The sequence below is a fragment of the uncultured Virgibacillus sp. genome (assembly GCF_947495635.1).
GTDB lineage: Bacteria > Bacillota > Bacilli > Bacillales > Amphibacillaceae > Virgibacillus > Virgibacillus salarius.
Genome location: NZ_CANMAB010000116.1, coordinates 1 through 11,978, shown reverse-complemented (window position 1 = coordinate 11,978; position 11,978 = coordinate 1). Strand labels below are relative to the sequence as shown.

The 11,978-nt window shown below is 37.0% G+C and carries 10 protein-coding genes; 5 read left to right on the top strand and 5 right to left on the bottom strand.

Features of this window, described 5'->3' with window-relative positions; translation table 11 throughout:
* Positions 1-112 precede the first annotated feature (112 nt).
* Together Q1A47_RS18145 and Q1A47_RS18140 are read right to left on the bottom strand one after the other, a co-directional pair.
* Positions 113-1,018, bottom strand: a complete 906-nt coding sequence (locus tag Q1A47_RS18145; protein ID WP_121604591.1) for a glycine betaine ABC transporter substrate-binding protein — start codon at positions 1,016-1,018, stop codon at positions 113-115.
* Between the two features lie 21 nt (positions 1,019-1,039).
* A complete protein-coding gene (locus Q1A47_RS18140) occupies positions 1,040-1,603 on the bottom strand; it encodes a choline uptake/conversion transcriptional regulator CudC (protein WP_026679730.1) in 564 nt (187 codons plus the stop codon).
* Between the two features lie 300 nt (positions 1,604-1,903).
* On the opposite strand from Q1A47_RS18140, the gene betB reads away from it, so the two are divergent.
* From betB to Q1A47_RS18125, 3 genes are all read left to right on the top strand, one after another.
* Positions 1,904-3,373, top strand: a complete 1,470-nt coding sequence (gene betB / locus Q1A47_RS18135; protein ID WP_166530363.1) for a betaine-aldehyde dehydrogenase — start codon at positions 1,904-1,906, stop codon at positions 3,371-3,373.
* Between the two features lie 32 nt (positions 3,374-3,405).
* On the top strand, positions 3,406-4,614 hold the full coding sequence (locus Q1A47_RS18130) for an iron-containing alcohol dehydrogenase (protein WP_026679728.1): 1,209 nt from the start codon (positions 3,406-3,408) through the stop codon (positions 4,612-4,614).
* Between the two features lie 291 nt (positions 4,615-4,905).
* Positions 4,906-7,167, top strand: a complete 2,262-nt coding sequence (locus Q1A47_RS18125; protein ID WP_121604589.1) for a metallophosphoesterase — start codon at positions 4,906-4,908, stop codon at positions 7,165-7,167.
* Between the two features lie 411 nt (positions 7,168-7,578).
* Here the strand turns inward: Q1A47_RS18125 and Q1A47_RS18120 are convergent, their stop codons facing one another.
* A complete protein-coding gene (locus Q1A47_RS18120; RefSeq protein WP_051388227.1) occupies positions 7,579-8,160 on the bottom strand; it encodes a GNAT family N-acetyltransferase in 582 nt (193 codons plus the stop codon).
* 239 nt (positions 8,161-8,399) lie between these two features.
* On the opposite strand from Q1A47_RS18120, the gene Q1A47_RS18115 reads away from it, so the two are divergent.
* The gene (locus tag Q1A47_RS18115; RefSeq protein WP_166530364.1) at positions 8,400-8,993 is read left to right on the top strand and encodes a GNAT family N-acetyltransferase; all 594 of its coding nucleotides are present in this window, start codon (positions 8,400-8,402) and stop codon (positions 8,991-8,993) included.
* A 513-nt stretch (positions 8,994-9,506) separates the two neighbouring features.
* On the opposite strand, the gene Q1A47_RS18110 is transcribed toward Q1A47_RS18115, so the two are convergent.
* Entirely contained in the window at positions 9,507-10,358 is an 852-nt protein-coding gene (locus tag Q1A47_RS18110; RefSeq protein WP_166530365.1) for an alpha/beta fold hydrolase, read from the bottom strand.
* 34 nt (positions 10,359-10,392) lie between these two features.
* Positions 10,393-11,076 carry a uracil-DNA glycosylase gene (locus Q1A47_RS18105; RefSeq protein WP_166530366.1) on the bottom strand — a complete coding sequence of 228 codons (684 nt, stop codon included), beginning with the start codon at positions 11,074-11,076 and terminating at the stop codon, positions 10,393-10,395.
* A 201-nt stretch (positions 11,077-11,277) separates the two neighbouring features.
* Here Q1A47_RS18105 and Q1A47_RS18100 point away from each other — a divergent pair, with 201 nt between their 5' ends.
* Positions 11,278-11,790, top strand: coding sequence for a type 1 glutamine amidotransferase domain-containing protein (locus tag Q1A47_RS18100; RefSeq protein WP_026679724.1), 513 nt, complete (start codon positions 11,278-11,280; stop codon positions 11,788-11,790).
* Positions 11,791-11,978: the final 188 nt, after the last annotated feature.

The following is an 11,978-nucleotide window of genomic DNA, read 5'->3' as shown; positions in this document are numbered from 1 at the left end:
CATCAAACATTTCAAAATAACTACTTGGCTTAACGCAGTCATTGCACTGATTTTATACTTTCTTAACTTATAAAAAAGGGAGCCACACTTGTGCTCCCTTTGGATGTTATTCCTATTCCTTTATCCATTGATTGACTAAATCTTGATTTTCTTCGACCCATTTCCTAGCACCATCAATCGGTTCATCAGCGTCCTTGACATAGGTCATTAATTCCCCAATGGAATCATCATCCATTTTCCAATCTTTCATCCACTTACTAACTTTTGGAAAATCTTCTGCAAATCCTTGACGAGCTGCATGATGAATCTTTTCTACGCCACCATAAACCTCTTTGGGGTCTTCCAGGTATTTTAAATCATACTGTGAGAAGACACGATGCGGACTCCAAAGCGGTGCAACAATTGGTTCTTCATTCTTAATAGCTTCTGCAATTTCCGTTATCATAGCTGGTTCAGAACTTGGCAATAATTCATAATCAAGATCGTATTCTTTAATTAAATCCTCTGTTACTTCCATCGTACCTGCCCCTGGATCAAACCCGGTAATTTCACCTTCAAACATGTCTGCATGTTTATTTAGATCCTCTATACTATTCATGTTTTCTAAGTATTTTGGGACAACAAGACCAACTTTTGCGTTATCATACCAAGTTTCTTCTGAAAAGAAAACCTCATCTTTATACTCTTGCAGATAGGCCTGATCCTGAACTGGTAGCCATACCTCTAGATTAATATCCAATTCATCCTCTGCCAATGCTTTCATAATTGTACCCATATCAAGCAATTTCAAATTAACTTCATACCCCTGATCTTCCAAAATAACTTTCCACATATTGGTTACAGCGATATTTTCAGCCCAATTGATCTGTGCCATTTCAATGGTACCTTTATTCTCAGTTCCATCCTCTTTGGCATCTCCGGAACCTTTTTTATCTGACTCTGCACTATCTCCACATGCTGCTAATACAACGACGAATGCTAATCCTATTAGTAGAAGTTTACTTTTAATGAAACGCATAAATTGTCTAATCCTCTCCCATCACGTATTTTTATCGTCTGGATCTTTTGGTAAAAACTCATATATCTCTTCTGATCGTATGCTTGCTACCAACCGTTCAAGCCAGCGGTAATATATTTTTGACTGATCAAGCAGCTCATAAATTTTACGTGCTTCATCAACTAGCTCTGCTGATACATTTTCATCTTCAAAAATTTGATCTAATTCAAATTCAGCCTGTTTAATTGCCTCCATGTTCATTTTTGCCTCTCGGTCCCATAATTGACAAAAATAAGACATAAACGAATGGAAGAAATTCTTTTCGGCCGCATACGTATGTTTACGAGATCCACGTTGAAATTTCTTTTTAACCATCTCATTTTCTTGTAGCTTTCTTACACTTGTGCTCATACTTGGCTTACTCATCCCAAGTTCCTCTCGCATTTCATCGAGATTCATTTGATCCTTAAAATACATCGTTGCATAAAGCTTTCCTGCAGCTGGTGTTACACCATAAACATCCATCGTTTCGGCGATAGTTTCAATGACATATCCCTTTGCCTCTTCCAGCTTCTCCCTAGCCATGTCATCATTTGAAGCCGCCATTCCGTCACCTCCTATTTTTAAAAAATTTAATACGTTAAGAATTTATTTTACAAACTTAATGGTAACGTATCCTCGAAATATGTCAAATAATAATAAGAAAAGTTTAGTGTATTTTTAATTAAACCCATACATTAAAAAGAAAACCGCTTACTACCTTTTTCAGCAGTTTCTATAACCAAATTCTCATATTAACAATTATACGTATTCACTTTGACAACAATAAAGCAACATGTTACATTAGTTTTGTTCAAAACGTTAAATAAATATTTAACAAACTTAACGATGGAGGAGGTTTTCCCTTTGGACTGCAAACGAAATTATATTGATGGTGAATGGGTAGCATCAAAAACAAATGCTACTCGAGACATTATTAATCCTTTTAATCAAGAAGTCATTGCTACAGTTACGGAAAGTGATGAAGTTGACACACAGACAGCCATTAAAGCTGCAAGAAAGGCATTTGATTCTGGGGAATGGGCAACAACACCAGCAACAAAAAGAGGGCAAATTGTTAGGACCATTGCTCAATTCATTGAAAGAGATAAAGAGGAATTGGCTAAGCTAGAATCACTCGACACTGGAAAAACAGTTGAAGAAAGTCGTGGAGATATGGAGGATATTGCTGGTGTCTTTCACTATTATGCTGAACTAGCAGATAAAAATGGCGGAGAAATTATCGACTCGCCAATTCCAAATTCGATAAGTAAGGTCGTACATGAACCTGTTGGTGTATGCGGACAAATCACACCTTGGAATTATCCGCTCTTACAAGCGTCTTGGAAGCTTGCTCCTGCATTAGTAGCAGGAAATACACTTATTATGAAACCAAGTGAGATTACACCACTAACTACCGTTAAGGTGTTTGAATTAATGGAGGAAGCAGGTGTTCCAGCTGGAGTCGTTAATTTAGTACTTGGACCAGGACATTCCGTAGGTGCTGAACTTTCTGCTAATAAAGAAGTTGATCTTATTTCCTTTACTGGAGGTATTGCAACTGGTAAGAAAATTATGCAAGCAGCAAGTTCCAACGTGAAAAATTTAGCACTTGAACTTGGCGGAAAAAACCCAAATATCGTTTTTGCAGATGCTGATTTTGATACAGCGGTAGATCAAGCACTAAATGCAGTCTATTTTCACGCAGGACAAATTTGCTCTGCCGGAACAAGATTAATTGTTGAGGAAAGCGTTCATGATGCGTTTATTGACAAACTTGTTAAACGAGTTATGGACATTAAGCTAGGTAACGGTTTTAATGAGGCAACACAAATGGGACCGCTAATTTCTGAGGAGCATTTAAATAAAGTTATTGATTATGTGGAAACTGGTAAACAGGAGGGAGCAACCGTTGCAGTTGGCGGAGATCGCCCAAGTGACCCTCAATTACAAAAAGGTTTCTTTTATCTTCCTACCGTACTCACAAATTGTACAACGGATATGAAGGTAGTTCAAAACGAAGGTTTTGGTCCTGTTATTACCGTAGAAACATTCCAATCAGAAGAAGAAGCTATTCATCTAGCCAATGATTCAATTTACGGTCTGTCTGGCGGCATATGGACAAATGATATTGCTAAGGCGGAGCGTTGCGTAGCAAAGATGCGCATGGGAACGGTTTGGATTAATGAATACAATCTATATTTTCCGCATGCACCTTGGGGCGGATTTAAACAATCTGGAATTGGCCGAGAACTTGGCAGAGCTGGATTAGAAGAATATCAAGAAACGAAGCATATCTTTCAAAACTTAAAACCAGAAGCAATAAATTGGTTCTAAATATAAAATTTCAATCTTAGGAGGAATCGTCGATGAGTTTAAATATGAAAGTTGAACATATGCATAAATTCCATACATTTGAAATCCCAACAGCGATCAAGCATGGGATCGGAGCAATTAAACATATTGGTGAAGAAGTTAAAAACCTTGGTGTTACCAAAGTTCTTCTCGTAACTGATCCTGGTATCTATAAAGCAGGGGTAACTGAACCTGTTGAGAAACATCTAAAAGAGGCTGGAATTGAGGTTGTTGTCTTTAATAAAGTAGAGCCGAATCCTCCTGTACGTTTAATCGCTGAAGGGTCTAAGGTATTTACAGAAGAATCATGTAATGGACTCGTAGCCGTAGGTGGCGGTAGTTCAATGGATACAGCAAAGGGAATTGGTGTTGAAGCAACACACGATGGTAGTGTACTAGATTACGAAGCTGCCGAAGGTAAGAAACCTTTAGAAAATCGTATTCCACCATTAACTACCATTCCAACAACTGCAGGTACAGGTTCAGAAGTTACACAATGGGCTGTTATAACAGATGAAGAACGTGAATTTAAGTTTAATACAGGTGGCCCATTAATTGCGGCACATTTAACCATTCTTGATCCTGAATTACATGTGTCCATGCCCCCACATGTAACAGCTATGACAGGTATTGACGCACTTGCTCATGCAATCGAGTGCTATACGATGCATTTTGCACAGCCGGTAACAGATGCAGTTGCACTATTGGCAATAGAGTACGTAGGTAAATATATTCGTCGGGCATACGCTGATGGTGGTGACATTGAGGCACGCTACGGGATGGCACAAGCTGCCATGCTTGCTGGACTTTCATATGGAAGTGAATCAGCTGGAGCAGCACATGCTATGTCTCAAACATTAGGCGGTATTATTCCCGTTGCCCATGGACAATGTGTGGCTACGATGATGGGACCCGTGATGGAATATAATTGGAAAGGACATCCTGACAAATTTGCACGTATCGCACAAGCACTAGGTGCAAACACATTCGATATGACAACTGAAGAAGCAGCAAAAGCAGCAGTCAATGAAGTTTATCGTTTAGCAGAAGACTTAGATATTCCTAGTTTAGAAGAGCAAGGTGTTTCACCTGATATGATCGAGCGTTTATCAAAAGAGGCCATGAAGGATCCACAAACAGTAGGAAATCCACGTGATCTCACCGAAAAAGACTATCAGTGGATTTATAAGCGTTGTTTCGGATTAGTGGCAAAAACCGTATAATCCAAAGCAAACTTGCATGGACCCCGTAGTTAAGAAACTAGATAAAAGATAGCCTTGATTTAAATAAGGCTATCTTTTTCATTTACCTTTTTTATCATCATGTGAAAATACCAACGTATTATGAGATAAACATCAACTTATACAGCGAACTTAAAACATACTCTCTCAGCTATTTTACATTGAATTTACAGTGGTTTTATATTGTGTTATTAAATTTTTATTATCATAACTATATAAAGCAAAGTTTATTTTCCAGCTAGTAAAATAATTAGTGATAGGAGGAATGTTATCATGAAATCGAAGAGCAATTTTTGGGTAATTTTGGCAGCCCTTACGTTAGGACTAACAGTTTCATTTTCTAGTGCACAAGCTTTCTCGGAATCTTCAAGTTTAGTAAACAACAATCGTAAGCCAGAACTTGTTTTTCCTGTAATAAGTGATGTGCATATTGACAATAGTTCAACAATAGATGATGAGAAATTTAAAGCAGCGATGAACCAACTAAACAAAGTTGCCCCTGATCAGGATGCTTTTGTTGTGGTAGGGGATTTGACTGATTACGGATATGAAACAGAGTATGATAAATTTTTCTCTATTTATAATGAAAAGAAACAAGATGGCGTCAATTCCTTGTTTACAATGGGTAATCACGATTATTGGAATGGTCTATCTATTAAGGATGCACAAACTCGTTTCTTGGAAAAAACAGCAATGGAATCGATCTATTATCACAAAAAAGTAAATGGCTATCATTTTATTGCGTTAAGTCCTGAAGACAGCACCACTCATGGTTTGTATACGGTTGATCAAATTAACTGGCTGAAAAAACAATTGGAGGCAGCAGAAAAGGACAACCCGGGAGAACCGATTTTTGTGTTCCTACATCAACATATTAAAGACACAGTTTACGGAAGTGATTTGTGGGGTACCCAAGAAAATAAAGAACTTCTATATGATACATTGAAGGAATACCCCCAAGTAATTACATTCTCTGGACATTCTCATTACCCACTTGAAGATCCTAGAACGATTCATCAAAAAGATTTTACATCTGTCGGTACCTCTTCCGTCAGCTATTTGGAATTGGAACCAGGGAAACTTCAAGGGTTTCATCCACAAGGATATCGAGATATTAGCCAAGGTATGGTTGTAGAGGTTTATAATAATGAAGTCATGATTAAGAAACGTGATTTCCATAAAGATAATTGGGTAGGAGATCCTTGGGTGATAAAATACCCAGCTAAGAAAAATAAATTCAACTATACAGAAGACCGTGACCATATAAATCCGGTATTTCCAACAAAAGCCGATGCATCAATCATAGAAGAAAAATCAACATTAAGAAGTTTAACTATTGAATTTCCACAGGCAACTGATAACTTGCTAGTACATTCATATCAAATTAAGGCCAAAAATTTAAAATCAGGAGAATATGATGCAGATTTCAAAGCGTTTTCCAATTTCTATTATGATCCTATACCTAAGAAATTAGAATTCCCAATAAACGGTCTTCAACCAGGTACTACGTATGAAATTGAGATACAAGCACTGGACTCATTTGGAAACACAAGTAAAACAAAATTAAAAACTGAAGGAACTACAAAAGCTTTAGAGATGGTATCAACACAAGCTTCTCCTACTCTAGTAACGAATGGTGAATCAACATCCATTCAAGTAAAGATGAAAAACTATGGCAGCAAAGGTGTAAACGGAAAAATTAAGATTGATGCACCTACTGACTGGACATTGGTAAATCATGAAATCGCTTATGAGCTTACAGGTTATGAAGAAAAGACGTTGAATGTTAAAGCTACCCCATCTGAAGCAATTTCAGGTGCATCTGAATTCACAGTTACAGCTTATGAAGGTGAACAAAAAATCGGATCAAAAGATGTCCAAGTTCTAGTAAACATGATGCTGGGACAAAATTTTGATTATTTACAGTCTTCATTAAAACCTGCAGTTAATGAAGATATCCCTGACTCAATTCTAGGTTGGACTAGCGAAACTCCAAATGGGTGGACGATTACCAATAGCTCCCATATGCCTGCTGGGACAATAGAATGGCAAGGGTGGAGCTTTACTACAAAAGATTTTTGGACAAAAGCTGATACACAAGAACGTGAAGATTTTGATCTTGGACAAGGTGTTATTGCCGTTGCTGACCCAGATGAGTGGGATGATAATGGTTCACCAGCATCTACCGGATACTTTGATAGTACATTAACGTCACCTTCTATAAAAGTTAAAGGTGATCAAAACCTATCATTAGGATTTGCCTCTCATTATAAACAAGAAGGAATACAAACAGCTGAAGTAACAGCAGTTTTTGATAATGGTGAAAAACAGCAAGTACTTATTTATGACAACAAAAGCACTTCTGACAATGGGAACAGCCATGTTTTAAATAAGTATGAAGTTAAATCAATTAACGTTCCTGAAGAAGCTTCTTCAATGAAACTGAAATGGAGAATGTATAATGCGAAAAATAATTGGTTCTGGGCGATTGATGATATTAGACTTGATGATCAAATGATTGTGCCGCCAAATTAAATCTAAAATCAAGTAGGAGGGGATGGCTAATCCCCGAACTTTACACCACCATCATACTTACCGATAGGTACACGGTTGATTCAAATGATACGATTTCGGTTCCGTGTCCTAGTAGACAGGGACAGAGGTGCACGATAATCAGTTCTATGATGCTTGCGATTGATGACAGCATCTCTGTCCTAATCATAGGCCTACTCTTTCGATAACATCTAACTTACTTAATCCTTTTGCACTTTGTTTTAATTCCTCAGAGTCCATGGATGAATGTTTCTTCATTGATTACAAAGAAAGACAGCCTGGATATCGGTAATCTTTTTCTAAATAAATAGGAATAGTGGTTGGCTATTATCACACCCTCTTCTTGCAAGAGTACTTATTATGAAGTAAGGATACTTCTGAAAGACTACTAAATTAGTTGGTTTTACGATTATCATCATCTTTAATAATCGCGTACATACATATATCCCGATGTTTTCCTTTTATAAACAATCGTTTTTTCAATATACCTTCTAATTTTAATCCACATTTCTCTAATACTTTTTGGGAGCCAATATTTTCTACGAAACTCCTTGCCTGGATTCGCTGTAACTTCATGGTTGTAAAACCATATTTAATCACCTCCTGACAAGCTTCGGTAACAATCCCCTTCCCCCAATGCGTATTTGTTAGGACAAAGGCCAATTCTGCCGTATCATTTTCTTGTTCCCAAAAAACGTATTCAATCATGCCAATCAACTTTTTATAAGGTTTTAACTCTATCCCCCACGGAGCTAATTGATTATTATCATATTGATCCAATACAAAATTGATAAATAGCTTTGTCTGTTCGTGTGATTGATGTGTATCAAATGGAAGATACTGCGTGACTACATCTAATGATGTAAAGGCATGAATTGCGGAAAGATCTGTGGCCATTATTTTCCTAAGAATGAGTCTTGGCGTTTCTAATATCGGTTGTTCCAGATCAATTTCCCTATCATTCAATTGCGCCATATCAACCCCCCTTTTTTTCCACCGTCAATGACCTTTAATCTAAGGAACCTTATATCTAACATCTTTAAAGCAAATGACCTATTCTATGCTATTTTCGAATAAGGTTGATCTATAACCTATTTACCACTAAAAAATATAGATACATTAGTTAAGATAATATATTGAATTATATGTCTATTTATTTTTTTATGAATAATGATATACTATATACATTTGCAAAATGAAGGGGGTTATCATTCATGAAAAACAAGTATATTTTCCAATCCGAACGACTAGGCTTTAGAAGGTGGCAGGAATCAGACAAAGATTTATTTTCAGCCATGAATGCTGATCCTATAGTTATGAAGTACTTCCCTAAACCATTAACGAAAGAACGATCAGATTGGTTAATAGATAAATTTGAACAGGATTTAGCTGGAAAAGGATATGGTATTTGGGCAGTTGATCGCTTAAAAGATCATCAATTTATCGGTTTTATTGGACTGGCTGACATAGATATGCCTGATGTTACGTCGTCTTCCATCGAGATTGCATGGCGATTAGATAAACAGTTTTGGAAAAAAGGGTATGCAGTTGAGGGTGCTAAGACTTGTTTAGATTATGCTTTTCAGACGTTGCGCATGGATGAAATCTGTGCTTTTACCTCCACGATAAATAAGCCCTCTGAAAAAGTGATGGAGCGTATTGGAATGCAAAGGATTAAAACATTTGGACATCCTAAATTAGAGATTGATAGTCCACTGAAGCAACACGTTTTGTATCAGATTCGTTATGATTACTCCTCCATCTCAGAGCATTGTGCATATATAACAAAAGCGCAAGCGCCCGATTAGAAACGCAGTAACTGGAGCGATTCAACGGAGATAAAGGAAGCACGGTGGGCTTGCGAGCCGATGATGACTTAGATTAGGGCGATTCGTGAAGTCGCCTAGTTTCTGGGCGCTTGCGCTCTGGACGCGGCTCAATACGACCATTTTTATCTACATGAGCAAATTTTAAAATTTCCTAGAATATAATAAAAACCAGAAAATGATACAATCTATCACCATTCCGGTTTCTGCCTGCTCTTATCTAAATCAAGCATTTCGTTTTTCTACTGCTTTCACAAGCCTAATGAACCAATAAAGTGCAACACATAATGGTAGCTAGAGGTATAAGGATTGAATACGATCATTGCTAAATTAAACCCAAGCAGTCCAGAAACAACCAAACTAAAGATGAAGATAGCTATAAGTGAAACTTCCATCCATGGGGGCTTACTGCCAGTTATATGCAGGATAAAAGTAATAATTAGCTTATCACTATTACATTCTATAAATAAATTAGCTTCTTTGATTGTATTTCACCTAGAGATCGACTGCCTGCAAAAACCGATCAACCTCCAGTTTATACTTGGCTGCCTCTTCTAAGAAGGGGTAATGATTACTATGATTGAAAATAACTAGTTCAGAATTTGGTGACGCCTCATGCATTTCGACAGAGTATTCCAAAGGACATTGTACATCATATTTTCCACAAATAAATAATTTGGGAACAGTGCTAAGACATAGCTTCTTTGTTACATCAAAGGTTTGTAGTTCACGATTAAAAAAATTTAATCGGGTGGCAGAAATTTTCTTATGTATCTTCTTTGCAAATAATTGATGATACCGTTCAGGTTGTCTTAAAGAGAGCTTTGTTCTTTCCTTTGTAAGCTTAATTTTTTCTATTTCTCCTAACTCATCTCGTTTCAAACATTTTATTAATTTTTGCATGTAATGAAATTGCGGATGCTCTGGGTGGTAGATACAATTTGGTGAAAAGGTTGCATAGTCCCTAGCCGCAGCTCCAACAATCACTTGAGCTGTAAGATTACCCGAAAAAAAGATACCGTAAATAACCCCTAAAACACCGCCTATAGAATGACCTGCATAGTTCCACTTCGATAATTCTAATGCTTCCCGAATTGCTTCTAAATCAAAAACAGTTTCAAGCATACTAAGCTGATAGGGGAGACTTGCCTTTACTGAATTCCCGGCATCCCTTAAGTTTACCAAGTAAACCTTATGGTTATGCGTAAAAGAATCAGCAAAATAGTCCCCCGAATGATTAAATTCGGAATAATAATGCGTTACACATAAAGGAGTTCCTTCCCCATTACAAAACACCTCAAATGTGCCACGAGAAGTTTTAATTAACTGCTGATCCCACCCACTCATTAATTTATCTCCTTCCCTAGCTACATTTAAATCACTACATATAATCATTCAAACGCCAATCGATTTCCTTTCTGCCAATTTCTTTTAATAGATTATTTGCTCTAGAAAATGGCTTGCTACCAAAAAATCCTCGATATGCAGATAATGGACTAGGATGCGGGGATTTAATAATATAATGCTTATTTGTATCAATCAAAGCACGCTTTTTCTGGGCGGCCCCTCCCCATAATATATATATTACAGGCTCCTGCTTTTTATTTAATGATTTAATAACTTCATCAGTAAATTGCTCCCATCCCATACCTTGATGAGAATGCGCCTCGCCTTGTCTAACCGTTAATACATTATTTAGTAATAATACACCTTGCTCCGCCCAGTTTACTAATGATCCGTGATCTGGTATTGGATGACCTAAATCAGTATGCAATTCCTTAAAGATATTCTTTAAGGAAGGTGGTATAGCAACTCCTTTATTTACAGAAAAGCTTAGTCCATGCGCTTGGTTCGGACCATGATACGGATCTTGCCCTAAAATAACTACTTTCACACTTTCAAAAGACGTATAATGAAGAGCGTTAAATATGTCGTTCATATCTGGATAGATTATTTTAGAAGCATATTCCTTTTTTAGAAATTCTCGAAGCTGTTGATAATAAGGCTTTGTAAATTCTTCCTGTAACAACACTTCCCAATCATTCTTTAAAATTTGTTTTTTCAATTCCAATCATTCCTTGTAAATTATATCGCTCCTATTATTCTATCATGTATGAACCGTATTTCGATACCATTCCTTTTGTCATTAAAAGTAACCTTTAAGTAACCTCCGCACAAAAAAGTGCATACTTCACAGTTGTTTTATGCTCCTTTAAAATAATTCATGTAACGAAAAAGAATAGAGGAAGAAAGGATGTGTGTGTTGATGAGTAAAAAAATTGCTGTACTAGTTACTAATATGGTTGAAGAGATTGAGCTAACTGACCCAGTACAACATTTCAAAGAAGCAAATCATTCCGTTGATTTGATCGAAGGAGAAGCTGGCAAAGAGATTACTGGTAAAAATGGTAAAACATTCACGATAGATAAAGGAATTGATGAAGTGAAGCCAGATGACTATGATGCACTTTTAGTACCTGGTGGATTTTCACCAGATTTATTGCGAATCGATGAGCGAAATGCCACGTTTGCCCGAAGCTTTATCGAAGCTAAAAAGCCAGTCTTCGCCATTTGCCATGGACCTCAGTTTCTAATCGATACGGACCTTTTAAAAGATGTAGACATCACTGGTTTTACGTCAATTCGTAAGGACCTGCTAAATGCTGGTGCAAACTTCAAGGATGAAGAAGTAGTAGTTGATCAGAACATCGTTACTAGCCGAACTCCCGATGACCTTCCAGCATTTAACCGTGAAGCATTAAAACTGCTTCATGCTTAATACTTCACTTATAGTTGCCGAGGAACTTTTCTCGGCAGTTATTTTTGTATAACTAAAGGAAAGAACCGTTACTTTCTTCGCTAACACACTATGGGTTCTTAGTTATTTAAGAAAAACGGAGCAAAATTCGCTCAGTCCTTATCACTAAATGCTCAGATCTACGCTTCCTATAGTAGCTATTATGGAAT

Bases quoted from the DNA above. Each gene is read 5' to 3' on its own strand.
- Q1A47_RS18120 (WP_051388227.1), bottom strand. From the start codon at position 8,160: ATGGCGCAATTGAATGATAGGGAAATTGATCTGGAACAACCGATATTA.
- Q1A47_RS18140 (WP_026679730.1), bottom strand. From the start codon at position 1,603: ATGGCGGCTTCAAATGATGACATGGCTAGGGAGAAGCTGGAAGAGGCA.
- Q1A47_RS18100 (WP_026679724.1), top strand. From the start codon at position 11,278: ATGAGTAAAAAAATTGCTGTACTAGTTACTAATATGGTTGAAGAGATT.
- Q1A47_RS18115 (WP_166530364.1), top strand. From the start codon at position 8,400: ATGAAAAACAAGTATATTTTCCAATCCGAACGACTAGGCTTTAGAAGG.
- Q1A47_RS18130 (WP_026679728.1), top strand. From the start codon at position 3,406: ATGAGTTTAAATATGAAAGTTGAACATATGCATAAATTCCATACATTT.
- Q1A47_RS18110 (WP_166530365.1), bottom strand. From the start codon at position 10,358: ATGAGTGGGTGGGATCAGCAGTTAATTAAAACTTCTCGTGGCACATTT.
- Q1A47_RS18145 (WP_121604591.1), bottom strand. From the start codon at position 1,018: ATGCGTTTCATTAAAAGTAAACTTCTACTAATAGGATTAGCATTCGTC.
- Q1A47_RS18125 (WP_121604589.1), top strand. From the start codon at position 4,906: ATGAAATCGAAGAGCAATTTTTGGGTAATTTTGGCAGCCCTTACGTTA.